General features: G+C 60.8%; 19 protein-coding genes. 1 reads left to right on the plus strand and 18 read right to left on the minus strand.

The genetic code is table 11. From position 1 onward, the window contains the following. Positions 1-205: 205 nt before the first annotated feature. From rpoD to AB5758_RS07890, 11 genes are all read right to left on the minus strand, one after another. Entirely contained in the window at positions 206-1555 is a 1350-nt protein-coding gene (rpoD, locus tag AB5758_RS07840; protein ID WP_346964681.1) for an RNA polymerase sigma factor RpoD, read from the minus strand. Between the two features lie 110 nt (positions 1556-1665). Then, entirely contained in the window at positions 1666-3774 is a 2109-nt protein-coding gene (gene dnaG / locus AB5758_RS07845) for a DNA primase (protein ID WP_368141595.1), read from the minus strand. Beyond that, positions 3767-4774, minus strand: coding sequence for a riboflavin biosynthesis protein RibF (ribF, locus tag AB5758_RS07850; protein ID WP_346964683.1), 1008 nt, complete (start codon positions 4772-4774; stop codon positions 3767-3769). Before ribF ends, dnaG begins: the two co-directional genes overlap by 8 nt. Continuing rightward, positions 4771-5673 carry a tRNA pseudouridine(55) synthase TruB gene (gene truB, locus AB5758_RS07855; RefSeq protein ID WP_368155479.1) on the minus strand — a complete coding sequence of 301 codons (903 nt, stop codon included), beginning with the start codon at positions 5671-5673 and terminating at the stop codon, positions 4771-4773. Before truB ends, ribF begins: the two co-directional genes overlap by 4 nt. A gap of 45 nt (positions 5674-5718) precedes the next feature. Next, a complete protein-coding gene (locus AB5758_RS07860) occupies positions 5719-6762 on the minus strand; it encodes a DHH family phosphoesterase (protein ID WP_117746005.1) in 1044 nt (347 codons plus the stop codon). Beyond that, positions 6755-7165 carry a 30S ribosome-binding factor RbfA gene (gene rbfA, locus AB5758_RS07865; RefSeq protein WP_006234038.1) on the minus strand — a complete coding sequence of 137 codons (411 nt, stop codon included), beginning with the start codon at positions 7163-7165 and terminating at the stop codon, positions 6755-6757. The genes AB5758_RS07860 and rbfA overlap by 8 nt, the downstream gene beginning before the upstream one ends. A gap of 11 nt (positions 7166-7176) precedes the next feature. Then, entirely contained in the window at positions 7177-9891 is a 2715-nt protein-coding gene (infB, locus tag AB5758_RS07870) for a translation initiation factor IF-2 (RefSeq protein ID WP_346964685.1), read from the minus strand. A 90-nt stretch (positions 9892-9981) separates the two neighbouring features. After that, on the minus strand, positions 9982-11229 hold the full coding sequence (gene nusA / locus AB5758_RS07875; RefSeq protein ID WP_195503196.1) for a transcription termination factor NusA: 1248 nt from the start codon (positions 11227-11229) through the stop codon (positions 9982-9984). A gap of 1 nt (position 11230) precedes the next feature. Then, entirely contained in the window at positions 11231-11725 is a 495-nt protein-coding gene (gene rimP / locus AB5758_RS07880; RefSeq protein ID WP_368141594.1) for a ribosome maturation factor RimP, read from the minus strand. Positions 11726-11981: 256 nt separating this feature from the next. Then, the gene (gene leuS, locus AB5758_RS07885; RefSeq protein WP_368141593.1) at positions 11982-14558 is read right to left on the minus strand and encodes a leucine--tRNA ligase; all 2577 of its coding nucleotides are present in this window, start codon (positions 14556-14558) and stop codon (positions 11982-11984) included. Positions 14559-14931: 373 nt separating this feature from the next. Beyond that, positions 14932-16443 (minus strand): IMP dehydrogenase, encoded by a 1512-nt coding sequence (locus AB5758_RS07890; RefSeq protein WP_055251158.1) that lies wholly within the window; start codon positions 16441-16443, stop codon positions 14932-14934. Positions 16444-16636: 193 nt separating this feature from the next. On the opposite strand from AB5758_RS07890, the gene AB5758_RS07895 reads away from it, so the two are divergent. Continuing rightward, positions 16637-16981, plus strand: a complete 345-nt coding sequence (locus AB5758_RS07895) for a winged helix-turn-helix domain-containing protein (RefSeq protein WP_368141592.1) — start codon at positions 16637-16639, stop codon at positions 16979-16981. Between the two features lie 133 nt (positions 16982-17114). Here the strand turns inward: AB5758_RS07895 and AB5758_RS07900 are convergent, their stop codons facing one another. From AB5758_RS07900 to AB5758_RS07930, 7 genes are all read right to left on the minus strand, one after another. Then, the gene (locus AB5758_RS07900; protein ID WP_368152574.1) at positions 17115-18107 is read right to left on the minus strand and encodes a PLP-dependent transferase; all 993 of its coding nucleotides are present in this window, start codon (positions 18105-18107) and stop codon (positions 17115-17117) included. Positions 18108-18202: 95 nt separating this feature from the next. Further along, positions 18203-19744, minus strand: coding sequence for a glycoside hydrolase family 32 protein (locus AB5758_RS07905; RefSeq protein WP_368141850.1), 1542 nt, complete (start codon positions 19742-19744; stop codon positions 18203-18205). Between the two features lie 106 nt (positions 19745-19850). Next, positions 19851-21251 (minus strand): PTS transporter subunit EIIC, encoded by a 1401-nt coding sequence (locus AB5758_RS07910; RefSeq protein WP_138375010.1) that lies wholly within the window; start codon positions 21249-21251, stop codon positions 19851-19853. Between the two features lie 184 nt (positions 21252-21435). Next, positions 21436-22407, minus strand: a complete 972-nt coding sequence (locus AB5758_RS07915; RefSeq protein WP_229025934.1) for a LacI family DNA-binding transcriptional regulator — start codon at positions 22405-22407, stop codon at positions 21436-21438. A gap of 185 nt (positions 22408-22592) precedes the next feature. Continuing rightward, positions 22593-23264 (minus strand): helix-turn-helix domain-containing protein, encoded by a 672-nt coding sequence (locus AB5758_RS07920; RefSeq protein WP_368141849.1) that lies wholly within the window; start codon positions 23262-23264, stop codon positions 22593-22595. Between the two features lie 315 nt (positions 23265-23579). Next, positions 23580-24248 carry an RloB family protein gene (locus AB5758_RS07925; protein ID WP_138375007.1) on the minus strand — a complete coding sequence of 223 codons (669 nt, stop codon included), beginning with the start codon at positions 24246-24248 and terminating at the stop codon, positions 23580-23582. A 1-nt stretch (position 24249) separates the two neighbouring features. Then, the gene (locus tag AB5758_RS07930) at positions 24250-25467 is read right to left on the minus strand and encodes an AAA family ATPase (RefSeq protein ID WP_171021537.1); all 1218 of its coding nucleotides are present in this window, start codon (positions 25465-25467) and stop codon (positions 24250-24252) included. Between the last annotated feature and the right edge of the window lie 222 nt (positions 25468-25689).

The raw sequence follows: 25689 nt of genomic DNA on the forward strand, positions 1-25689 counted from the left end.
TAGGTGCGTGCTCTCAAGCAACGAAGTTTATTATACGGACGAATCAGCTTAGGGCAAGAACTTTTTTAAGAAATTTTCCGACCTAGTCATTGGGGACGACCCAGTCATTGGGGACGTTCTTAAACGACTAGTCATTCAAGAACGTCCCCAACGACTACATGAAAGCGCCCTCAAGCGGATGTGCTTGAGGGCGCTTCTTGCTTGACTAGCTCTCGATGTAATCCTTCAGCTTGCTGCTGCGGCTCGGGTGGCGGAGCTTCGCCAGGGTCTTGGACTCGATCTGGCGGATGCGCTCGCGCGTGACGCCAAACTCGCGGCCGACTTCCTCGAGCGTACGGGGATGTCCGTCGACAAGGCCAAAGCGCAGCTCGATAACCTTGCGCTCACGATCGGCAAGCGAATCGAGCACCTGGGTGAGCTGCTCCTGCAGCATGGAGAAGCTGGCGGCATCGGGCGGAACGATGGCCTGGGAGTCCTCGATAAAGTCGCCCAGTTGGGAATCCTCTTCCTCGCCGATGGGGGTCTCGAGCGACACGGGCTCCTGCGAGATCTTCTGGATCTCGCGGACGCGGTCGGCACTCATGTCCATCTCGGCACCGATCTCCTCGGGGGTCGGGTCGCGACCCAGGTCCTGGAGAAGCTGACGCTGCACGCGGACGAGCTTGTTGATGGTCTCGACCATGTGCACGGGAATACGGATGGTACGGGCCTGGTCGGCGATAGCGCGCGTGATGGCCTGACGGATCCACCACGTGGCGTACGTGGAGAACTTAAAGCCCTTCTGGTAGTCGAACTTCTCGACGGCGCGGATCAGACCGAGGTTGCCCTCCTGAATCAGGTCCAGGAACAGCATGCCGCGGCCGACATAGCGCTTGGCGATGGAGACGACCAGACGCAGGTTTGCGCTGATGAGCGCCTGCTTGGCTTCGAGGCCCACGTTCTCAATGCGCGTAAGACGACGCATCTCGGCACGCGTGAGTTCGAGCTCACCAGCATCGGCAGCCTCGAGCTTCTCGGTGGCATCGAGACCGGCCTCGATCTTCATGGCCAGATCGACCTCTTCGGAGGCGGTCAGCAGGTCGACCTTGCCGATCTCCTTGAGGTACATACGGACCGGGTCGCCGGTCAGCATCACCGTGGAGGCATCGATGCCGCGCACGCGCGAACGCGAACGGGACGTGCGCACGGTGCGCTTCTTCTTGCTCTTGGAAGAACCCATCTCGGCGTCGGCCTGGCGGGCCATCTTGAGCTCGTGATCGTCGAGCGAGCCGGAATCGTGCTCGTCGTCGTCATCGAAATCGTCGGTATCGGTATCGTTATCGTCATCGTCGACGTCCATGGGGGCGTCGTCGTTACCGCTCGCGGAGATAATCTGGATGCCGCTGTTGCGCAGCGCGGAATACACCGCGGTGAGCTGCTCGTCAGAAACATCGATATCCTTCAGGGCGACCTGAATCTCGTCCTCGGTTACCGAAGTCCTGTTTGAGCCGTTGCCCATGAGCTTTGCAACGTAGGATTCCAGCCCAGTACCCGTGCTCTCAGTCTTTTTTGGCACAGATTCTCCCTTCATAGTCCACAGGACTCAATACTTTAGCACACACATTGACGTCTATACCCAAAAAGAAGACTGGATATAGGCGAGAATACGCTGGTTGACCACAACATCTAGGCTTGTTCGGTGCCCGCGGCCTCCAGGCCGATCAAACGGAACGGGTCCGCCACGCCGCCGATCGACTTTTGCAGTTCGCGTTGACGTTGCGAATCCTGCGCGGCCTGCACGGTCAGCGCGCGACGGGCCTCATCATCGAGTGAACGGTCCTGGCGCAGCTTGGCCTGTGCGGCACGCATGCGACGCTTGATGGTGTAGAGCTCAAGCGTATCAAGCATAAACACGATGTTCGTCTCGGTGGGGTGTTTGCTCGTCGCGGAGATGCGCCCGGCACTCACAAGCGTTGCCGCATCGGGACACACTGAGCGCGCCGCATCCATGCAGGCTGCAGGATCGGTTCCCGGCGGCGTTGCCAGAACGGCCCATGCAATGGACTCGTGACGCGGGTCAACCCACTCGATGGAGCAGATGCGGTCGGCATACGTGCGGAACAGGTCGGGGTAGCTCGTGAGCATCGTCAACAGCTCGCGCTCCCCTGCCAAGGACTTGCGCTCTAGATCGGTAAGAACCATCGGCGCCGCCGCAGCCGGTGCGCCCGAACCGTCAGCCACAGGCACAGCGCCCATACCATCAGGCACATCGATCGGCGGCAGGTCGTCGACGACCTCCACGGGCGCGGCGCCGTAGGCATCGAGCGGGACGTAGTCGTACGGCTCTTCTTCGACCGGTGCGGACACCGGCGGCGTCGCGCCCGATGCCCAAGCACCGCGACCGGCATCGCGAGAACCCGACGCCCGACCGCCCGCGCTACCGGACCGCTCAGTCTGTGCCCGCTGGCGCTCATAGTTCTGCTCACGACGTCGTTCCGCATCCTCGCGCTTGGCGACATCGCGAAACACACGACCCGAGCTCGCGCGCACCGTCTCCAGATCCAAACCCAGCAGATCGGCAATCTGGATAAAGTACGTGTCGATCATATAGCTATCGCGCAGCGGATAGATAAGCGTCAGCGCATCTTCCAGCGCCTTAGCGCGACCGCCCGGCGTGGTGATGTCACTCGACTCCTGCAGCGAACGGTAGACAAAGTCCATAAGCGGCTCGGCAGCGTCGATGCGCGTCTGCAGTGCCTCGCCACCATGTGCGGTGATGAACTCCATGGGGTCGTTGCCGTCGGGGAGCACCACGCAGCGCAGGTCCATGGAATCCTGCTCGATAAACTGAATCGCGCGACGGGCGGCCTTCTGGCCCGCTGCATCGCCGTCGAACATATACACGATGCGCTTGGCAAAGCGAGTGAGCGTCTTGACGTGATGCTCCGTGAGGGCGGTGCCCAGCGTGGCGACAACGTTTTTAATCCCCGCCTCCCAGCAGGCGATGCAATCGGTATAGCCCTCTACCACGATGGCGGTATCCTGCGCGACGATAAACTCCTTGGCCCAATTAAAGCCGTAGAGGTTTCGCTTTTTATGAAACACGCTCGTCTCGGCGGTGTTGAGATACTTAGGCTGGCCGTCGCCCATAATGCGACCGCCAAAGGCAATGTTGTGACCCTGCTCGTCAAAGATGGGGAACATCACGCGGTCGTAAAAGCGGTCGGCAAGCTGCCCGCGCCCGCGACTCACGGCAACGTTGGCGTCGATCATCTCCTGCGGGGTAAAACCCGCCTGGGACAGGTGCGACACCAGCGCGTTACGGCCCGGTGCAAAGCCCAGGCAGTAGCGGCGGCAGACGTCGCCGCCCAGGCCGCGGCTGGCAAAGTACTCGCGCGGACGGCCGTCCTTACCGCGCATGAGCATGGTGTGGTAGAACTGGGCGGTCTCGGCGCACAGATCGTAGATGCGGGCACGCTTGGTGCCGCGCTCGCGGCGATCTCCGGTGTCATGCAGCTCAATACCCGCGCGATCGGCCAAGTAACGGATTGACTCGGGAAAGCTCAGGTTCTCGCGCTTCATGATATACGTGAAGACGTCGCCGCCCTCGCCGCAACCAAAGCAATGCCACACCTGCGTGGCGGGGATAATGTGGAAGGACGGCGTCTTCTCGCCATGGAAGGGGCAGCATCCCCAAAACTCATGGCCGCGGGGCTTGAGCTCGACCGTTTCCTGCACGATAGCAACCAGGTCGGACGCAGCGCGTACCTGATCTTTTTCCTCATCGCTAATCACGAATGCTCACCCCCTGCTCACCCAAGTTGTGACGAATGTCCTCGATATTACCCTCGACGGTCGCAATCAACTCATCCAGCGAATCGAACACGCGCGAGGGACGCAGCCAGCGCGTAAACGCCAGCGAAACAGAAGCGCCGTACAGGTCTCCCGTATATCCAATTAAGTTAGCCTCGAGATGCGCAGATGCCGCATCGTCGGCATACGTTGGCGGCAGGCCGACGTTCACGGCAGCGGGCCACGCGGTGTCATCGACCAGCACCAGACCCTCATACACGCCATCGGCTGGCACCTGAATACCGTCGGGAACCTGCAGGTTTGCCGTGGGAAAGCCCATGCCAGAGCCCTCGTGACGGCCGCGAACAACACCGCCACGCACCATATACGGACGGCCGAGTAACTCAGCAGCAAGCTCCACATGGCCCTGTCCCAGCTCATGACGAATGCGGGTGGCGCAAATGGCCTCACCGCCCTCGCAAAGCAAGTCGTGACCATACACGCCAACGCCGTGCTCGGCACCCCAGGCGCGCATCTCGTCAACACCAGATGCACCGCCACGGCCCAGCCTAAAGTCGCTGCCAACGCGAATCGAGCGAATGTCGACCAGACGCGACACCAAGGAGAGAAAATCAACATGGTCAAGCGCCGCAACCTCAGGCGTAAAGGGAACGGCCACCACCGCATCGACCCCGGTTTGAGCCAGGGCATGCAGACGGTCGGCCGTCGTCATCAATTTTTGAGCGGGCGAAGGGCTCACCACGACGTCCGGGTCGGGATCGAAGGTAACCACGACCGCCTTACAGCCATGGGCACGGGCATCACGGACAAGCGCTTTAATGAGTTCCTGGTGTCCACGGTGAACTCCGTCGAACACGCCAATGGCGATCGATGCGGCACCCAAGCGCTCGCACTCATCAAACGTATCGGCAGTAACGATGCGAGCCTCGTCCGACTCGCCGGCGAAAAAGATACGCGCGAGCTCGCGAGCGGAAAACATCATCGAACACCGCCGATGGCCTGCGGAAACACGTGCTCCATGACAAAGCGGCCACTCTCAATGCGGGCGAGCGCCTTGAGTCCCCCATCGAGCACCAGCGCAAACGGCGCCTTCGAGGAATCGAAATCGGCAAGCGCACGCTCAACGGGAATGCGTCGGCCGCAGAGCAGGTCGTCGGCAAGATTGCCCGGCAAGTCAACACGCGTGGCGCCCAGGGCCGCAATGGGATCCAGGGCAAAGCCAGCGGCGGACTCGGGAGAAAGCTCCTCGACCGCATGACAGGCGCCAATGGAAACGACACCGGAGGCCGTGCGGCGCAGCGCGGAAATGTGCGCGGCGCTCTCGCAGGCGCGGCCCAGGTCGCGAGCGAGCGCACGAATGTAGGTGCCCTTGCTCACCGAGAACGCCACGGTCCACGCACACGTATCACCCTCGCCGCCCACGGCGATCAGGTCGGCGGCATAAACCTCGACGGGGCGCGGAGGTAGGTCCACCGCATTGCCCTCGCGAGCAGACTTGTAGGCGCGAACGCCATTGACCGAGATAGCCGAAAACGCCGGCGGCACCTGCATCTGCGGACCCAGCATGGCGGCCAAGTGCTCACGGGCATAGGCAGGATCGCGGAGCTCGTTGGCAACAGCCACTGTGCGGACCGCCTCGCCCTCCGCATCATCGGTATTGGTCTCGGCACCAAACGAAATGTCGGCGACATAGCTTTTGGTATCGAGGGTTAGCATACCCAGCAGACGGGTGGCCTGACCCACGCCCACAACCATGACACCCGATGCCATGGGGTCGAGCGTACCGGCATGGCCGACGCGCCGCTCATGGAGGGCGCGTCGGCATTGCGAGACCACGTCATGGGACGTGCAGCCCACCGGCTTATCGACGGCGAGTAGCATATTCAATTGAGAAGGCGTTCGACGAGCCATGTACCATCCAATTAGTTAGAGCTCGACGGTCACCGAAGCGGGATCCTCCCCCACCAGCTCGGCCAGCATGGGAAGTGCCACGGCGAGCGTCTCGCGAATCGTTCCGTTGTTGGAGAAACCGGCGGCAGCATGATGCCCGCCACCGCCAAAGTTGGCAGCAATCTCGGACACATCGAGGTCGCCCTTGGAGCGCAGGTTGCCACGCACCTTGGTATCGCCCTCAATGCCCTTTAAGAACATGCAAACCTCGACGCCCATCACCGAACGCACCACATCGACCAGGCCGTCGCACTCGTCCGAGGTGACACCGCAGGCCTCAAGGTCGCTCTGGTAGGCATAGCTATACGCCACGCGCCCATGCGCGACCGTCTTAATGCGACCCATGACAATGGACTTGAGGTGCAAAAACTCAACGCGCATGCTCTGATAGACCTCGAGCGCAACGCGCGCCGGATCGGCACCGTGCGCCACCAGGCGCGAGGCCGCATGGAACGCGGCGGCATCGGCGTTTTGGTACTGAAAACGGCCGGTATCGGTCACCAAGCCGCACAGCAAGCAGGTCGCGACGCCATCACGTGCGACAATGCCGCAATTGTCCAAGAAACGGTCGATGATCATGGCGCAGGCCGCGGCATCGACGCGCCTCAGACTGAGCTCGGCAAACTCCTCGCGCGCCGGATGATGATCGAAGCACACCACATGCTTGGAGCGACGAAGCACCTCGGCAGAATTATTGAGGCGCTCGACGACCGGTACGTCCACCGAGATGAACAGGTCAGGATTGCCGGCGTACGCAGATGCCGGCACCAGGCGATCGGAGCCTTCCATAAAGCGGTAGATACGCGGAACCGGGTCATCGTCTGCCAGCAGCAGCGCAATGTCCTTGTTGGGGAAAAACTTCATGAGCGAAAGGCCCAGACCCAATACGGAGCCCAAGGCGTCGCCATCGGGAGAAGTATGTCCCGAAATCGCAATGGAGGACGCACCCTCGATGAGCTCGAGGATGCGTCGCTGAATATCTGCAGACTCGCACGAGGCGAGGTCGGCGGAATTAGTCATCTAAAGCTGCCTCCTGGGCGGCATCCGCTATCGGATAGCCGTCCTCGTCCTTTTCGATCGCAAGCGTGGCGGGAACGTTTTCCAGCGCACGCGTGATGCGCTCGGCCTCATCGGTCGAGCGATCGATGCGAAAATCGAGCTCGGGCGTAACACGCCAATCGAGCGAGCGAGCCAACAGGCTGCGAATACGGCCCTTAGCGCTAGCGAGCGCCTCCATGACCTCGTCGTAGCGGCTCGCATCGCACGACACGTACACGCGCGCGAACGAACGGTCCACCGCGACTTCGACCGCGGTCAAAGTAACCAGGTCGAGACGCGGATCGGAAACCTCAAAGAGCAGGATATAACCGAGCTTCTCGCGAAGCTGCTCGCCCAGTCGGCGGGTTGCCTGCGTTTGCTTCATAGCGCTACCCCCTACTCGGTACGGGCAACCTGGTCGATACGGTAACCCTCGATCTGGTCACCGGGCTTGATGTCCTGGAAGTTCTCCAGGCCAATACCGCCCTCGGAACCGCTCTTGAGGCTCTTGGCCTCGTCCTTGTAGTGGCGCATCGAGGCGATCTTGCCGTTGAAGACCACGATGCCGTCGCGCACCAGACGCACGGAATCGGTCGCGGCGATCTCGCCCTCCTCGACGCGGACACCGGCGGCGATACCGACTTTGGGCACCTTGAAGGTGTCCAGGACGGTCGCGGTACCCGTGGCGACCTCGACCTCGGTGGGCTTGAGCATGCCGATACGGGCGGCGTCGAGCTCCTCGAGGCACTTGTAGATGACGTCGTAGCAACGGATCTCGACGCCCTCGCGCTCGGCGGCGGAGCGAGCCTTACCGTCGGGACGGACGCCAAAGCCGATGATGATGGCGTTGGAGGCGTCGGCCAGGACGACGTCGGTCTCGTTGATGGCGCCAACGGCGGAGTGGATCGTGTTGATACGAACCTCGGACTGATCCATCTTGTCGAGCGAGTCCTGAAGAGCTTCGATGGAACCCTGGACGTCGGCCTTGATGATCAGGTTGAGCTCCTTGACCTCGGCGTCGGCGATGGTCTCGAAGAGGTTCTCGAGCGTGACGTGCTTGACGCGGCTCTGCTCCTCGATACGGGCCTTCAGCGAACGCTCGTCGGCCAGGGCGCGTGCCTCGCGCTCGTCCTCGAACACGCGGAACTCGTCGCCGGCGTTGGGCACGGACTGCAGGCCCAAAATCTCGACAGCGTCGGAGGGACCGGCCTCGGTGACGGCGCGGCCCTTGGGGTCGAGCATGGCACGGACGCGGCCATAGGTAAGGCCGGCGACCAGCGTATCGCCCACGTGCAAGGTACCGCGGGTCACGAGCACGGTAGCGACCGAGCCACGGCCCTTGTCGAGCTTGGCCTCGAGGACGTTGCCGGAGGCAAAGGTGTCCGGGTTGGCCTTGAGCTCGAGCACGTCGGCCTGGAGCAGCACGGTCTCCAGAAGTTCGTCGATACCGATCTTCTGCTTGGCCGAGATGTTGACGAACATGTTCTGTCCGCCCCACTCCTCGGGGATGACTCCGTACTCGGTGAGCTCCTGACGCACACGGTCGGGGTTGGCGCCCGGCTTATCAATCTTGTTGACGGCAACGACGATGGGTACGCCGGCGGCCTTGGCGTGGTTGATCGACTCGACCGTCTGGGGCATGACGCCGTCGTCAGCGGCGACGATCAGGATGACGATGTCGGTCACCTTGGCGCCACGGGCACGCATAGCCGTAAAGGTGGCGTGACCCGGGGTATCGATAAAGGTGATCTTGCGGTCGTTGATCATGACCTGCGAAGCGCCGATGGCCTGCGTAATGCCGCCCGCCTCGCCGGCAGCAACGCCGGTGTGACGGATGGCGTCAAGCAGCGACGTCTTGCCGTGGTCGACGTGGCCCATGACGGTGACGACCGGGGCACGCGGCTTAAGGTCGGCGGGATCGTCGTAGAACGAGAAGGTGTTCTCCTCCTCGGGGGTGATAATCTTGATCTGACGGCCCAGGTCGTCGGCAACGAGCTCAACGAGGTCGTCGGACATGGACTGCGTCATGGTGAGCGGCGTACCCAGCAGGAACAGGCGCTTGATGATGTCGTTGGCCGGAACGTCGAGCGCCTCGGCAAGCTCCTGGACGGTAACGCCCTGGGAGACCTTGATGGCGTCGAGGTCCTCGGGGTTCACGCCCTGGGCCAGCGCCTCCTCTATCTTGCGCTCCTCCTGAGCCTTGGCAGCCTCGCGCTCGCGCTTCTCCTTGCGCTTCTTGCGGCGACCGGTGGACTCGCGAGAGGCCTCCTCGACGGCAGCACGAGCCTCCTCGAGCACCTTCTCGCGGCTGTACTCCTCGGCCTCGCGAGCCATGCGGCTGTAGTGGTCCTCTTCGTTGTTGTGACCGCCCTTGCGCTTCTTGCCCTTGCCCTGCTTATCGGGGTTGGGGAAGTCCATGCCGGCAGCGACGTTGTTGCTGGCGTTGGTGCGATGACTGTGCGGACGGCTCTCGGAGGCGTTGCGCTCGGAGTTGTTGTCGGAGGCGTTGCGATCGTTACGACGGCCACCGCGGCGGTCGTTGTTGCCGCCACGACGGTTACCGCGCTCGGCGGCGCGCTCGGCCTTGGCCTTGTCCTCGGCGTCCTTCTTCTCCTTGAGCACGGTCTCCTGTGCGGCGATCTGGTCGAGCAGCGAACGGAAACGCGAACCGGAGTCGGAAGCGGGAACGGCGCGGCGCTGGGCCTCGCGGGCAGCCTCCTCCTTCTCGCGGGCAAGGCGCTCCTGCTCGGCCTTCTTCTTGGCCTCGGCCTCGGCGCGGGCGGCCTCCTCGGCAGCCTGGGCCGCGGCGAACTGGCGGCGCTCCTCCTCGCGTGCCTTCTCGGCAGCGATGCGCTCGCGCTCGGCCTCGGCGGCACGCGCGGCCTCCTCGGCGGCAGCGGCCTGCTCCTCGGCCTGCTTGGCGGCCTCGACTTCCTGGGCGCGGGCCTCGATCACCGGGGCGAGCTGCTTGCGGACCATGGCGACGTAAGCGTCCTCCAGGGCGGAGGAAGCGGACTTAGCGGGAATCTTCATATCGGCGAGATGACCCATCAGTTCCTTGGAGGTCATGCCGAACTCTTTGGCCAGGGTGGACACACGGACTTTTGCCATATGACTTCACCTACCCTTTCTGGCACCTTGGTGCCTAGAGACTGAACGAGCGTGGGAGATGCGCCGGAACCCGTCCGGCGCGACCGCGCGCTAGATCAGGTCCTCCGCATCATCGAAGGCGTCGGTGTCGTGGACACCGCAGAAACGGGAGCCGGGACGGGCCTGGTTGCGGCACTGAATGCCGTCCTCGGACACGTACTCGCAGCGACGGACGTCGTCGTCCTCCTCGTCACCGATCAGGTCGGCGGCGGGCTCCTCGTGAACGGGGACGTTCTTAAGGATGTCGGCGGCAAGGGTCTCGGACTTAATGTCGATGTGCCAACCAGTCAGGCGAGCGGCGAGGCGGGCGTTCTGGCCCTCCTTGCCAATGGCGAGGGACAGCTGGTCGTCCGGCACGATGACGCCGGCGTAGGCCTTCTCCTCGTCGATGAGGACGCGGGTGACTTTGGCGGGCGACAGGGCGTTGGCAACGTAGACGGCCGGATCGGCATCCCACAGGATGACGTCGACACGCTCACCACGGAGCTCACCAACGACGGCGCGGACACGGCTGCCCTTGGGGCCGACGCAGGCGCCCACGGGATCCAGACGATCGTCGAGCGAATGGACGGCGACCTTGGAGCGCTGGCCCGGCTCGCGAGCGATCGACTTGATCTGGACGGTGCCCTCATAGATCTCGGGCACCTCCTGCTCAAACAGACGACGCATGAGCTCGGGGTGGGTACGGGAGATGACAATCGGCGGACGGCTGTGCTCGCCACGAACCGGCTGCAGGTTGGAGTTGGGGTCGCGAACGTCGATGATCACGGCCTTGATGTGCTGGTTGTGCAGGTAGCGCTCGCCCATCGGACGCTCGTTGCGCTCGTTCTCGTAACGGCGCTGGTCGAAGTGCGGAAGCTCGGCCTCGACGCCCTCGCGGATCTTGACGATTGTGAAGTCGGGCGTGGACTGCAGCACGGTACCGCTGATGAGGTCACCGATGCGGCCGGAGAACTCCTCGTAAATCTGCTCGCGGGCGGAGTTGCGCACGATGGCGTTGATCTCGGCCTTGGCGTGCTGGGCAGCGATGCGGCTCGTGTTCTTGGGAGTGACGTCGATCTCCTCGAACTCGGTGAAGTTGCCCTCCTCGTCCATAGAATCGTCGATCGGCTCCAGGCGGTAGACGTAGATCTTGCCGGTGGTGCGGTCGATGGTCACCTTGGCGCCCCACTCAAGATGCAGGATCTCGGCATAGCTCTTGGCGAGCGACTGCTCCAGGCGGTCGATCAGGTAGAGCTGGTCGATGTGCTTCTCCTGGCAAAGCTCCATCAGGGCGGACATCATGTCGGATGCTGCCATCTTACTTTCCTTCCTTCGCGGCCTTGAAGTCGTAGGTGGGCTTCAACTTGCACTTTTTAACATCAGAGAAATCGAGGGTGACGGACTCGCCGTCCTCGAGCTCGAGGGTCACGTTCGTCTCGGTGGCGGAGGCAATCTTGCCGGCGTACTTGCGACGGCCCTCGGTGGCGGTGGAGGTGAGCTCGCAGTTCTCGCCCACAAAGCGGGCAAAGTCGCACGGGCGGCGCAGCGGGCGCGCCATACCCGGGCTCGACACCTCAAGCGTATAGCTCGAAGAGATGGGGTCGAGCTCCTCAATCACATCGCCGACCCACTTGGTGTTGGCCGTGACGTCGTTGAGCGACAGGCTCTGACCCTCGGCACCCTCGATACGCACGCGCACGCAGGGGGCCTTGGTGGCACCCACGAGCTCAACGTCGACGATGTCGATATCGTGCTGGGGAGCGACGGCCTCGAGCGCGTCGATGATCGCCTGCTCGGTCTTGGTCTTGACCATTGCGGCACCTCCATCCATACAAAAAAGAAGCGGGGCCGAAACCCCACTTCTTTCAATTACAACTTCATTTGCAAGCAAACTATACCAATACCTGCACAAACGTGCAACCACAACACAAACCCGCAGGTCAGCCTGAGCACAGGTTCTCCACAAGAAATGGATAATTGGGTGTTGTCGCAAGTATCCATAACCAAGACGAGGGGCGACTCCCTGCGGAATCGTCCCTCGCTTTTTATGTCAACTATGCGCGCAGCGCTTACTTGACCACCAGGTTAACCAGCTTGCCAGGCACGCAGATGGCCTTGACGACCGTCTTGCCCTCAAGCCACTTGGCAACGGCTTCCTCGGCGGCAGCCTGCATATCCTCATTGGAGGCATCGCGGGCAACGTCGATGCGGCCACGGACCTTACCGAGCACCTGGACGACGATCTGCACCGTGTCCTCAACGGACTCGGCCAGGTCGAACTCGGGCCAGGCGGCGGTGTAGGCGTTGCCCTCACAGCCGAGGGCCTCATGCCACAGCTCGTCGGCCCAGAACGGGCAGATGGGGGCAAGGACGCTCACGATATCCTTGGCCACGCCGTAGCACAGGGCCTTGTCGCGGTCAGCGCCCTCGATGGCGTTGAGATAGGCGCTCGCCGCGTTGACGAGCTCCATGACGGCCGAAATCGCGGTGTTGAACTGGCCGCGATCGAAGTCCTCGGTGCACTTGGCGATGGTGCGGTGACGCTCGCGGTAGAGCTTCATCGCGGTCTCGTCGAGCGCGGACTTGTCGAAGGTCACGTTGGCGTCACCGGACTGAACGAGCTGCCACACGATACGCCAGGCGCGCTTGATGAAGCGGTTGGCGCCCTCGACGGCCTTGGGATCCCAGTTGAAGTCCTTCTCGGGCGGGGCGATAAACAGGATCGCCAAACGCATGGTGTCGGCACCGTAGGGCTCGATGACCGAGCTCGGGGGCACGACATTGCCCTTGGACTTGGACATGGTGTCGCCGTTCTCGTCCTTGACCATGCCCTGGCACAGCAGGTTGGTGAAGGGCTCGTCCACGCTCAGCAGGCCCAGGTCGCGCAGGGCCTTGGTAAAGAAGCGACTGTAGAGCAGGTGCAGAATGGCATGCTCGATGCCACCGATGTAGTTATCGACGGGCATCCAACGGTCGGCGGCTTCCTTGGAGAAGGGCAGCTCGGTGTTGTGCGGGTCGGTATAGCGCAGGTAATACCAGCTGGAGCAGGTGAAGGTGTCCATGGTATCGGTCTCGCGCTTGGCCGGACGACCGCAGACCGGGCAGGTGGTCTCGTAGAACTCCTTGCACTCGGCGAGGGTCTCGCCTGCACCCAGGTCCAGGTTCTCGGGCAGCGTCACCGGCAGCTGATCCTCGGGCACGGGCACGATGCCGCAGTGCTCGCAGTGGATGGCCGGGATGGGGTTGCCCCAATAGCGCTGACGGGAAATGAGCCAGTCGCGCAGACGGAACTCGACCTTGCGACGACCACAGCCCATGGCCTCGAGGTCGGCCACGATTGCAGCCTCGCCCTCGGAGTGCTTACCGCCGCGCATGCCGGTGTACTTGCCTGACTGGACGAGCGTGCCCTCGGCAGCGTGAGCGCAATCCCAGTCGACGGTCTCGGCATGGAAGGTATCGATGGTCTCGCCGCTGGCCTCGACGGCAGCGCGATCGTCATCGTCCAGGATGATCGGCACGATCGGCAGGTCGTACTTACGGGCAAACTCAAAGTCGCGCTGGTCGCCACAGGGAACGGCCATGACGGCGCCGGTGCCGTAGTCGGCAACGACATAATCGGCAACCCACACGGGGACCTTCTCGCCGTTGACGGGGTTTACCACATAGCGGCCTGTGAAGGCACCGTGCTTCTCGAGGGTGCCCTGGGCACGCTCGACGGCAGAGATATGCTTGGAGTCCTCAACGATCTTGGTGACGGCCTCCTCGTACTCCGTGCCCTCGACGAGCTCGTGCAGGCCGGCGTACTCGGGAGCCAGGACAAAGAAGGAGACGCCAAAAAGGGTATCGGCACGCGTAGTGAAGACGGTGATCTTGCCCTCATCGCCCTCAATGGGCTCGCCATCCTGGTCGCACAGGGTAAAGTCGACCTCGGCGCCCTCGGAGCGACCGATCCAGTTGGCCTGCATCTGCTTGACGCGCTCGGGCCAGCCGGGGAGCTTCTCCAGATCGTCGAGCAGCTCCTGAGAGTACTCGGTAATCTTGTAGTACCACTGCTCAAGGTCGCGCTTCTCGGGCTCGGTGCCGCAACGCCAGCACTTGCCCTCGGTCACCTGCTCGTTAGCCAGAACGGTCTTGCAGTTAGGGCACCAGTTGACCGGGTTCTTCTTGCGGTAGACCAGGCCCTTTTCCCACATCTTCTCAAAGATCCACTGACCCCAACGGTAGTAGTCGGGACTGCAGGTCTTGACCATGCGATCCAGATCGTAGGAGAAGCCCATACGCTTCATCGTGGCGAGCGCCTGGTCCATATTCTTATACGTCCAGGCGGCAGCCTGCGTATTGTGCTTAATAGCGGCGTTCTCGGCAGGCAGGCCAAAGGCGTCAAAGCCGATGGGGTGCAACACGTCGTAGCCGCGCATGCGGGCCTGACGGGCCATGGCATCGCCGATGGTATAGTTGCGCGCGTGGCCCATGTGCAGGTCGCCCGACGGATACGGGAACATCTCGAGCACGTACTTCTTGGGCTTGCTGGCGTCGGTGTCGACGGCAAAAAGGTTGGAGTCCTCCCAAGACTTCATCCACTTGGACTCAATGGCCTGCGCGTCGTAGGCAGGGATCTCGTCCTTATGATCTGTGCAATCGCACATATCAGCTCCTTTGTTAGCTGGGTTGGGGCGGGGCGTTCTTACCTTTACTCGCTGCTGCGGACAGTCCTGCTCGCACGAAGAGCACATTAAGTGCTCTTCGGCTCGTGCGGAACTTGCAGCGAGCAAAGGTAAGAACGCCCCGCCACATCGTTAACTCGCATGATGATAGCAAATACAACAAGCGAGATGCCTGCAACTTGCAGGCATCTCGCTTTATCTTAATAACGTGGTTGTGAATCAACCGCTAATTGTTACCAGCCCAAGCATGGTCGGGTTTTCCAAGTGCCGCAGATTGCCGTGAAAGAGGAGCGACGCGTACTTTGGTACGCGAGCGACGGTTTGAACGGCAAGGTGCGGTGCCTGGGAAAGCCGCTTATCGATAGGAAACGCTCTGCTGGGAATCCTTGACGACTACGTCGTGGGCGCCGCCTTCGACGATGGAGGTGGAGCTGACCAGCGTTAGGCGCGCCTTTTCCTGGAGCTCGGGGATTGAGAGGGCGCCGCAGTTGCACATCGTGGACTTGACCTTGTAGAGCGTGCCGCCCACGCCGTCCTTGAGGGAGCCGGCATAGGGAACGTAGGAGTCGACGCCCTCGACGAAGCTGAGCTTCGCGGCACCACCCAGGTCGTAGCGCTGCCAGTTGCGAGCACGCGCAGAACCCTCGCCCCAGTACTCCTTCATGTACTGGCCGTTGACGTTGACGCGCTCAGTCGGGCTCTCGTCAAAGCGGGCGAAGTAACGGCCCAGCATCATAAAGTCGGCACCCATGGCAAGGGCGAGCGTCATGTGGTAGTCGTAGACAATGCCGCCGTCGGAGCACACGGGCACGTAGACACCGGTCTCCTCGTAGTACTCGTCACGGGCTCGGCAGACGTCGATCAGCGCGGTGGCCTGGCCACGGCCGATACCCTTGGTCTCGCGGGTAATGCAGATGGACCCACCGCCGATACCGACCTTGATGAAGTCGGCACCGCAGTCGGCCAAAAAGCGGAAGCCCTCGGCGTCGACGACGTTACCGGCACCGACCTTGACGTCCTCGCCGTAGTTGGCGCGGATCCACTCGATGGTGCGCTTCTGCCACTCGCTGAAGCCCTCGGAAGAATCGATGCACAAGACATCGGCACCGGCCTCGATGAGCAGCGGCACGCGCTCGGCATAGTCGCGGGTGTTGATACCGGCGCCGACCATGTAGCGCTTGTCGCCGTCGAGCAGCTCGTTGGGGTTGGTCTTGTGGCTGTCGTAGTCCTTGCGGAAGACGATGCCCATGAGGTGATCGTTATCGTCGACGATGGGCAGGGCGTTGAGCTTGTTGTCCCAGATGACGTCGTTGGCAACCTTGAGGCTGATGTTCTTGTCGCCCACGATGAGCTGCTCACGCGGGGTCATGAACTCGGAGACCTTCGTCTGGTGGTCATCACGACTGGGGCGATAGTCACGGCTGGTGACGATGCCCAGGAGCTTACCCTTGGGAGTGCCGTCGTCGGTAACCGGCATGGTGGAATGACCGGTCTTCTCCTTGAGCTCGATGACCTGCTCCATGGTCATGTCGGGGGTCAGCGTGGAATCGGACTGAACAAAGCCGGCCTTGTGATCCTTGACGGCCTTGACCATAGCGGCCTCGGACTCGGCGCTCTGGGAACCGTAAATGAAGGACAGGCCACCCTCGGTAGCGAGCGCGACACCCATGTCGACGCCCGAGACGGACTGCATGATGGCGGAAACCATGGGGATGTTCAGGGTGATTGCCGGCTTCTCACCGCGCTTAAAGCGGGTTAGCGGCGTCTTAAGAGAGACGTTGTTGGGGATGCACTGCGAGGACGAGTAACCAGGGACCAGCAGATACTCCGAAAACGTGTGGGACTCACCGGGAAAGAACGTAGCCATGTTTCTCCTTTTTCCATGCGACCGGTCGGCTGCAGGCCTCGTGGGACCCAGCCCAACCTTGGGCGCCCAATACTGGGGAAGTATCTTAACGCACTTTGACTGCTACAATGCATGATTTAAGAAGAGCACACGAGGGTTTGACGCAGGCTTTGCGTTTGCCCAGCAAACACTTTAGCGGGGAGACGTGGAGCACATGGAGTACAAGACGACGGCAAAGTTGGTCATTCAAGCGTGCGATAAGGATCTGCCGGGCGTGTTCGGCCACGGCTGCGTCTTGCTGCTGCAGGGCATCGCCCGCGAGCACTCGCTCAACCGCGCCGCCAAGAGCATGGGCATGGCCTATTCCAAAGCGTGGCGTATTGTAAACGAGGCCGAAGGCCAGCTAGGCTGCAAGCTCATCAAACGCGACGGCGCCCGCGGATCCACGCTCACCCCCGCTGGAGAGCGAGCCATAGCGGTCTACGAGGAGCTGCAGACCGACATCAACAACGTCATCGCCACCAAAGCCAACGATCTCATCGCCAGCATCAAAGAGTAGCCCATTTGGGACGGGGCCTTATAGCCACGCAACCCCTTCTCATAAGTTGCGGTGAAATAGGGACTGTTTATGCGGTTAAAGCCGTAAATCAATCCCTATTTCACCGCAACTTATGAAGTCGAGGATGATTTAGCTAGTTGCGGAGGGCGTTGTCTAGGGTGGCGGCCACGATCAAGGGGTCGTCGGTGCCGGCGAAGAGGCGGATGGTGTTCCCCTGCTTGCCGCGTGGGGCCGAAAGGCGCGTCGTTGCACCGCCGGCGGGCGATGCGCGGAACTCCTCAGGCAAAGCATCAAAAAGCTTGCCCGCGCTACGCTCGATAAGGTCAAATTCAACTGCCGGGCCAAAGCCGTGCTCGAGGATTCCCGTTGCAACCGCATGGTCGGGATGCGAACTCAGCCCGGGATAGCGCACGTTGCGCACCATCTCGTTGGCGGCCAGATACTCGGCCAGCGCACGGGCGCGGTCGAAGTGTGCCTGCATGCGGGTATCGAGCGAGTCCAGCCCGCGCTCCAGCACACCAGCCTCGTCAGTAGGCAAACCAAGCTTGCCCAAGCCACAGCCCTCAAACAGGACGTGCACGCACTCAGCCGCGGCATCCACACGATGGCGCTTGAACTGCGAGCGCGCGACCGATACGGCAACCAACTTGCGTGAAGCGTTACCGGCGCACACACGGTCGAGCGCTTCGAGCGACAGCACGGCACCCAAGCGCAACGGATCGCAGCCAAAGACGTCAGCCACGGTGTTGTCCACAACCAGCAGCGCATGGGCCTCGCGAGCCGCTCGACCCAGCGTACGCAGATCGGGCACGCGCAGTCCAAACCCGCCGATGGAGTTGACGAACCACCACAGGTGCGGCCCCTCGGCATCAAACGAAGCATCAAAGACCTCGGACGCGGCGGTAAACGCATCGGCGGACGGCGAGCCCGCCAGCGCAACATCGCGGCCATCAAAGCCGTGCGCAAATGCTTCGGTAAAGTCATCCGCAAAGGCCACCAGGCGGTCACCGGGACGCACAATCCCCAACAGAGACAGCGCCGCCGGAACATGCGAAGCCGCAAGCAACCGCGCCTCACGCGCGCCGGTCCTCAAAGCCCAGGCCTCTTCTAGCCGCTGTACGCCCATACGGCAACCTCCTTTCATTAACAAAAACCCACGAAGCGGATGTTCCCGCATCGTGGGCAACGGCTGCAGTATAGCGCCGATATGCGACGAATCTCCTAGATATTGAGCGCGTGATAGGTCACGCTCGCACCCGGAGCGTCAACGGTCACGCCATAGGCCTCGGGATAGATGCGCGTCGAAAACACGAGCGCACCATCGTTCACAAACACCTCGACCGACGAGGCATCGCCAACAATGCGCACGTTACGAACCTCGTCGACGGACTCCCAGCGCACAGTACGACCGCAACCGGCAGAAGCGCGGCCCTCATCGGTAAATCGCATCTCAAAGCGCGCGGGCAGTTCGCCCTCGGCGGGCACAAACGCCAGCTTCAGCTCGCCATCAACGGTCGCGGTGAACGCACCGTCAACACCGTCGACAACAACGTCAAAGCAGGTATCGCCGGCAACCTCCAACGAGCCCTCCCCTACACGCACCGAGGCATAATGGTGCTCAATCTCGCGCGCCGGCTGCTGCAGTACCACGCCGCCGTCACCGGCCGTAAGCTCGCGCGGCACCGTCATGCAGTGCTGCCAGCCGCACACCACGGTCGGTGCGTTGCCATAGGTCGGCTCATCGGGAATGCCCATCCAGCCGATTAGAATATGGCGACCGTCCTCGGCCGTGAACTCCTGCGGAGCATAGAAGTCAAAACCAGCGTCCCACAGGCGGAATTCGCCCAGTTCATAGGCACCGTCACCACCGGTGATGTCGCCCGTTACGGGCATGTAGCCAGCAGCGTATACGTTGCCGCGGTTCCAACGACCGCCCTCGAGCCCCTGGGGAGAGAAAGACAGAAACCTTGCCGGTACACCGCCATCCGCCTCGAGCTCAAGGTATCCCGGGCACTCCCACATAAAGCCAAAACGCTCGGGCGTAGACACGCGGCTCTCGAGCTCCCAACTCAGCATATCGGCCGAGCCATACACCAGGATCTCGCCCACATCGCGCCCGGCACCCTCGCCGTGCATGACGCAAAATCGACTATCGACATGCGGCCCGTCCACGCGACGACGCGCGCCCAGCACCATGTGGTAACGCCCATCATCATCGCGCCACACCTTGGGGTCACGCACGTGGCAGGTCAAATCCTCGGGATATTCCTCGGAAGCCAGCACCACGCGCTTTTGGCTGAACTCCCGACCGGCAAGGCCATCAACGCTCTCGACATAAACAGTATCGGCGCGGCGGCCGGTATTGACGTAGTCGTACGTCCCGTCCGAATCGGAAAGCTTAACGTTGCCCGTATAAAGTACGCGAATGCGACCGTCCTCGGCAAGCGCGGAGCCCGAATACACGCCGTGGCAATCGAACGGCTCGTCGGGCAGCAGCGGGGCGCCAACGTAGTCCCACGTCATAAGATCGCGACTCGTCGCATGGCCCCAGGCCTTAACGCCGCCCTCGACATCAAACGGCGCATACTGAAAATAGGCATGGAACACGCCACCCGCCTGGCAAAGACCGTTGGGGTCGTTGAGCCAACCCGCCGGCGGCATAATATGGAAGCGTTGGCCATACGCGCCATGACCGCACTCAGAGGCGGCGGCGTCAACAGCGGCGACCAGCTTTGCAAGGTCGCGACCAAGTGCATTAGACATATCAAAGTCCTAACGGATCGAAAGTTACAAGGCGCCAGAGATCGACACCGGATACGGGAAACGCCCGCGAGCATACAACCCGCGGGCACCCTTCAATCAAAAGCTCTTAGGCCTGCTCGGAAGCCTTGGGCTCGTCCTTGTACAGGACAAACGAGACGCCAAAGGAAACCAGCGCGGCGACCGCAAACATGATCGCGTACTGCACGGGCTGGGCCAGGCACAGCAGGATACCGAAGATACCCGTAACGCCCGTACCGGAAGCGGCGAGCGAGGTGAGCGCGCAGACCAGGGCGCCGCAGCCGCCGCCGATGCAGCCAGCGATGAAGGGCTTAAAGAAGCGCAGGTTCACACCAAAGATGGCAGGCTCGGTAATACCCATGAAGGCGGACAGAGCCGAAGGAAGCGCTAGGCCCTTGATCTTGGCATCGTGGGTCTTAAAGGCAACTGCAAGCGCGGCGCCGCCCTGGGCGATGTTGGCGGCACTGGCAATGGGCAGCCAATAGGTCACGCCGTACTGGGCAAGCTGGCCCAGGTCGATGGCGGTGTACATCTGGTGAATACCGGTGACGACCGTGGGGGCATAGAACAGGCCGACGATAAAGGAACCGATGCCAAAGGGCAGGGTGAGCAGAGCCTGGATCAGACCGAGGACGGCATTCTCGGCCCACACAAAGACGGGACCGACGGCGATAAGCGTCACGAGCACGGTCACGAACACGGAGACAAGCGGGGTTACAAAGAGGTCGAACATCTCGGGAACGATCTTGTGCAGACGCTTCTCGAGGAAGGCAAGGATCGCGCAAGCGATGACGATGGGGATGACGTGGCCCTGATAGCCAACCCACTCAAAGCTGTACACGCCGGGGATGACGGTGACCATGGTCTGCACGCCCTCGGAGGCGACCGTGTAGGCGCTCTGCAGCGAGGAGTTGATGAACGCGCCGCCGACGACGGCGCCCAGGTACGGATTAGCGCCGAAAGCCTTGGCCGCGGAGTAGCCAATCAGGATCTGCAGGATGCCAAAGGACGTACCCGAGACCAGGTCGGCAATCTTGTAGATAAAGTTATTGGTGTCGAGCGCGATAAAGCCGTTGGAGGCCATAAAGTTGAGGGCGCTCATAATGCCCAGCAGCAGACCCGAAGCCACGATGGCGGGGATGATGGGGACAAAGACGTCGCCGAGCACCTTAATGGCACGCATAAAGATGTTCTGCTGCTGTGCCGCGGCCTCCTTGGCCTCGGCCTTGGTGGCAGCCTCGACTCCGCTGAGCGCAATGAACTCTTCGTAGACCTTGTTGACGGTGCCGGTGCCAAAAATAATCTGGAGCTGGCCCTGAGCCTCAAAGACGCCCTTGGCGCCGTCGATATTCTCGAGGGCCTCCTTGTTAACCTTCGCGTTATCGGCAATCACCAGGCGCAAACGCGTGGCGCAATGCGCGGCAGAGACGACGTTGTCGGCGCCACCGATATTGTCGAGCACCTCTTGGGCTGATTTGCGGTAGTCCATGACTTCCCCTTCCTCCAACGGGCGCACGTGCACCCGGCCATCTTTGACACTTACACTGTAATCGATTTCAGTTTCATATGTGTGTAATCGTTTTCATAGTAGGGTGAACGGTACGAAATAGCCGGCGAATGGTAGTTTTGAGACAAAAACTGGGGACTCAAAGGCAGGCAGACGCGTCCAAGGCCTAGACATTCATGAGCTGATGCCCAAGTTTGAGCGTCTTGAGACCGCTCTCCCCTTCCTCGCCATCGAGCGTATTGAGCAACATATTGGTCGCCTCGACGCCACTGGTCAGGTAGCCATAATGCACGGTGGGAATGCCGCCCGTCAGCGCGCGCAAAAACGCGTTGTCGCCAAAACCACTCACGCGGTGTATACCCTCGCCCATGCCGCGAACCTCATCGATGGCACGCAGCGCGCCCGCCGCCATGGTATCGGTCGCGCAGGCGATAAACGAAACATCGGGAGCGACGGAAAGCAGCTCACGCGCCGCACCATAGCCTGAGTCGAGCGTAAACGAGCCCAGGCGAATCAAGGCGGCATCGAGCGGGTTGCCCGCGGCGCGCAAGCCGGCCTCAAAACCTCGACGACGGTCGAAACCGGCCGCGCGGTCCTCATCCGTAACTCCGATGTAGGCAATCTTGCCATCCAAGCGACCCGCAAGCGCATGGCCCAGCTCAAAGGCAGCCTCGTAATCGTCGTGATAGACACATGCCGCGCCCTCGACATGTTGGCCGATCAACACAATGGGCACGCGGCACGACTCAATCGCGCGACGGTGCTCGTCGGTGATCATGGTTGCCACCAGCACAATGCCATCGACCGGGTGGTTTTGGAATAAATCGAGGTATTCGAGCTCACGATCGGCCGCGTTGTCGGTGTTGGCAAGGAGCATCTGGTAGCCACGACGACCGAGCACCTGGCCAATACCGGCGGTAATGCGGCTCACGGATTCGGAGTTGATCTTAGGTACGATGACGCCAATGAGCTTGGTGGAACCGGTGCGCAGCGCGCGAGCCTGACTGGACCGCACGTATCCGGTCAGCTCGATTGCATGCTTAATGCGCTCGGCCTTGTCCGCCGAGATATATCCACCGTTGAGGTAGCGCGAGACGGCGGCGCTCGAAACGCCCGCCAGCTCGGCCACATCTTTCATCTTTACCACGAGCACCCCTGTCATTGAAATCGCTTTCACCATGATACCCATGCGGAGCGACATGCGTGTCGCAAGACAGGACGTCACGGTCAATTTAGCTGTCGTAGCACGGGCATCGCAGGGCTTCAACTAAAAACTTCGAAATATAAGTGCCGAATCAGTTAAACTGCCGATTCGGCACCCCGTTACATTTGCACACAGTGGCATGCAAAATCCAACTCGAAAACAACTAACTCACTTTGGAAAGACGTATCGCTGTCCACTGCCAATTCCGAAGGAAGAATTGCCGGCAGCGTCAAAGCCCCCATGGGCGAAAGTCCAGTAACGACCATCAGATATCTCTTAGCGTGACCATACGCCATGGAAATCGCATTGGAGAGAAAAAACGGTGCCTCATTCGAATAACCGGAAATGACCTGAGGAATGATTTTGATACCCAACGCAAGCTCAAACTTTGTGACCGTTTTCAGCGTCATGTTGGGCTGAGAATTCAACAATTTCGAAAGCGACTGAAGACTCACGCCCATACGTTTTGTCAGCTCGCTTTTACTCAAGCCCGAGCGCTGCATCTCGCGATGAACAATATACTCAATATCTAGTGCTTGCTCATAGGCACGGGTATCGCTCGTTTCCGTTTCCGCGTAACAGTCTAGATTTGCATACTCTCCCTTGCGATTTCCCTTCTCAACTTTAGGAAACCCAAGTCGATAAGCACGCAGACGAAAATAGATGCTGTTCTTTTCCAGGTAAGCTCTGGCATCGTCTTCGCTCATCAGCAAGAAATGGACACCTCTCGATTTGAGACGGTCAATCTGCTCGGACGCCGTAAGCCACGGCTTTGTATTAGCGGCGGCCATTAGATCTCCGTTCGCGCTGATTGGCTCGAGATACTATGTAAGAGCGTTTAACTGGGCGAATCACCTAGATATGACTGTTACGCCGAATACTCTTCAATAAAGCCTCTCTTCATAGGCGTAATGAAGAAAGGCGGCCATCCGGAAAACAACCGCCTTTCTGTAGGACGCAGGCCCGTAGGTTGGTTGCGTCAATACCGCTAGATTCGCCCTAGTCTCCTATAGGGTCCCAAAAGGTCAATCCAGTTAAAAACGGCAGGCAGCCCAAAACAACATCTTTCATGAATCTCCAGACCTATCGAGCCCGATCGAACTCGGCTATCCAACCAGATACGGCCCGATTACATCGAAAATTTCGCCCACCTTAGTTGCAGGGTTTTGCGCAGATGGCTTAATGTTACCCAGTTCCCTATGGTACGCGACGAGGCGCCCAGCACGCTCCAATGCTTCGCCTCGCCTATCATCCACTGCCCCAAACATCCCGTCCAGGTTCTTGCGGTACTCGATGCCCAAGTTCTTCGACATCTCCTGCGCGAGGGCATGCTGGCAGTCGGACGCGGACATATGCGCGGTCGTGTAGCGAAAGTGCAAAAGCGGCCACAGCTCGAAGCAGGGGTTCGACCACAACGCATGGAAGGTCCTCGAACCATCGGAGAGCTCGTCACATTTGCGCTTCATCGCATCAAAGTCGGACGCAGGAAAGTCATCCTTGTCATACACGAGCCACACGTGATCGAACGTCTCGGGCGCATAGCGACAGTGTTCGACGGCGAAGTCAAGCAGGTCAAGCGTGTGTCTGCCGGTCCCCTTAACGACAATGGCAACCTTGCGCTCGTTCGCCGCGCCCAACGCCGCACGCACGCCCTCAAAGTAGCGAGGCTCGGTCTCCTTGCCCTCGCTCACTACAAGATGACGCGTCATCTGAACCATGCGCGAGCGGCCCTCTCGCTTGCCGCTACGCCAGCCCTTCGACTTCTTCACCACCATGCTAATCCCACTCCTCGATGCGGGTGAGGTACGGATCGGCGCCGTAGCGACCGGACAGGTATTGCTTGTCGAAAGCCGCGTTCTTGCTTACCAGATTACCGTTTGCCTCGTGGATATCGGCGAGAGACCACAGTTGGCTCGCCTCCCCCTCGCCGCGTGCAGCGAACCATATCTCGTCACGGCGGAACACATCGTTTCGCATGGTTGACACATCCTGGGACGAGAAGATGAGCTGCGCGCCACTCTTGTTGACCTCAGGATCCTTAAACAGCAGAATCACATAGCGAAGAAGCTTCGGGTGCAGTTTGGCGTCGAGCTCGTCTACCACAACGGTGCCACCACGCTCAAGCGCTGTCATCAGATACGCAGCCAACCCCATGAGCTTCTGGGTACCGGCAGATTCCTCGGATAAACGCAGCTCGTACGCCTTGCCCCTCACCTTGTGCCTCACGAAGACGCGCTGGCCGCGCCACTCCGGCGCCCTCTCCACTCTGAAGCCATCAATACGCACATCAACGGCGCGCAAAAAACGCGTGACCTCGCGCGAGTCGCCCTCGTCGAGCATTTGCTCGAGCATCCGCTCAAGGTAGGAACTGTTGTAGTTGAGAAACACAGCGTCGAGAAACCAGCTGGCCGCCTCCTGGACCACCGGCGCATCGAAGTTGATGCAAAGGAACGATAGGTACGGCAGGCTCGGGTTGAACCTCGCAGCCGTCACAAGCTTACGCAGTGTGGGGCCGAGTTCAACCTTTGTATCCTCGCGCTCGAACAGCATCGCCGTACGCGACGCTCCCAATTTACGCCGCCACAGCCCTTCGGACACGATCTCATCGGCGTGTACAGACAGAACATAGCGGTACTCATGCTCGCCCGCGCGGTAATAGAGCTCGAACTCGGTGGGCTCGGCAGCAGACACGTCATCAAATTCAAACGCCGAACAACGGGCTATCAAAGGGCGATCACCCGCTGGCGCATCAGCGCTGGCAGACAGCAATCTAATTGGTCTGGCCACCGCCGAACGAACGTAATCAAGAGCCTCGAGCAGGTTAGACTTACCACCAGCGTTGGGCCCGTACACCGCAGCCACCGGAAGGAAACTCTGCCCGTCGGAGCACTCGATGAGGGAACGCTCAAACTCCTTCATCGGCGTCGCCTGCATGGAAAGCTCAGCCTCGTCGCGATAGGACCGATAGTTCTTAAAGGTGAACTGACAAAGCATGGTACTCAACATTCCTTTCATTATTTTGAAAAGATATATCAGAGTTTTTCTTTGATTATAGACTTTAAGTAGTCTAAATCAAGTGCTTGCTACACCAATGACAGCAGGCGCAAGGTGCCAAACCGCCCATACTCGACCATCCCATGGTAGTGTCGAGAAAGTTGGTGTAAGGGCCCTTGCGGCCCCTGTGTCCGATATCCGGAATCAGTTGATATCCTAGGC

The sequence above is a fragment of the Collinsella aerofaciens genome (genome assembly GCF_040926405.1).
Taxonomy (GTDB): domain Bacteria; phylum Actinomycetota; class Coriobacteriia; order Coriobacteriales; family Coriobacteriaceae; genus Collinsella.

What these genes read in the sequence shown, in the direction of transcription:
- ribF (WP_346964683.1), bottom strand. Translation starts at nt 4,774, where the DNA reads ATGATGTTTTCCGCTCGCGAGCTCGCGCGTATCTTTTTCGCCGGCGAG.
- truB (WP_368155479.1), bottom strand. Translation starts at nt 5,673, where the DNA reads ATGCTACTCGCCGTCGATAAGCCGGTGGGCTGCACGTCCCATGACGTG.
- AB5758_RS07860 (WP_117746005.1), bottom strand. Translation starts at nt 6,762, where the DNA reads ATGACTAATTCCGCCGACCTCGCCTCGTGCGAGTCTGCAGATATTCAG.
- rbfA (WP_006234038.1), bottom strand. Translation starts at nt 7,165, where the DNA reads ATGAAGCAAACGCAGGCAACCCGCCGACTGGGCGAGCAGCTTCGCGAG.
- infB (WP_346964685.1), bottom strand. Translation starts at nt 9,891, where the DNA reads ATGGCAAAAGTCCGTGTGTCCACCCTGGCCAAAGAGTTCGGCATGACC.
- nusA (WP_195503196.1), bottom strand. Translation starts at nt 11,229, where the DNA reads ATGGCAGCATCCGACATGATGTCCGCCCTGATGGAGCTTTGCCAGGAG.
- rimP (WP_368141594.1), bottom strand. Translation starts at nt 11,725, where the DNA reads ATGGTCAAGACCAAGACCGAGCAGGCGATCATCGACGCGCTCGAGGCC.
- leuS (WP_368141593.1), bottom strand. Translation starts at nt 14,558, where the DNA reads ATGTGCGATTGCACAGATCATAAGGACGAGATCCCTGCCTACGACGCG.
- AB5758_RS07890 (WP_055251158.1), bottom strand. Translation starts at nt 16,443, where the DNA reads ATGGCTACGTTCTTTCCCGGTGAGTCCCACACGTTTTCGGAGTATCTG.
- AB5758_RS07895 (WP_368141592.1), top strand. Translation starts at nt 16,637, where the DNA reads ATGGAGTACAAGACGACGGCAAAGTTGGTCATTCAAGCGTGCGATAAG.
- AB5758_RS07900 (WP_368152574.1), bottom strand. Translation starts at nt 18,107, where the DNA reads ATGGGCGTACAGCGGCTAGAAGAGGCCTGGGCTTTGAGGACCGGCGCG.
- AB5758_RS07905 (WP_368141850.1), bottom strand. Translation starts at nt 19,744, where the DNA reads ATGTCTAATGCACTTGGTCGCGACCTTGCAAAGCTGGTCGCCGCTGTT.
- AB5758_RS07910 (WP_138375010.1), bottom strand. Translation starts at nt 21,251, where the DNA reads ATGGACTACCGCAAATCAGCCCAAGAGGTGCTCGACAATATCGGTGGC.
- AB5758_RS07915 (WP_229025934.1), bottom strand. Translation starts at nt 22,407, where the DNA reads ATGAAAGATGTGGCCGAGCTGGCGGGCGTTTCGAGCGCCGCCGTCTCG.
- AB5758_RS07920 (WP_368141849.1), bottom strand. Translation starts at nt 23,264, where the DNA reads ATGGCCGCCGCTAATACAAAGCCGTGGCTTACGGCGTCCGAGCAGATT.
- AB5758_RS07925 (WP_138375007.1), bottom strand. Translation starts at nt 24,248, where the DNA reads ATGGTGGTGAAGAAGTCGAAGGGCTGGCGTAGCGGCAAGCGAGAGGGC.
- AB5758_RS07930 (WP_171021537.1), bottom strand. Translation starts at nt 25,467, where the DNA reads ATGCTTTGTCAGTTCACCTTTAAGAACTATCGGTCCTATCGCGACGAG.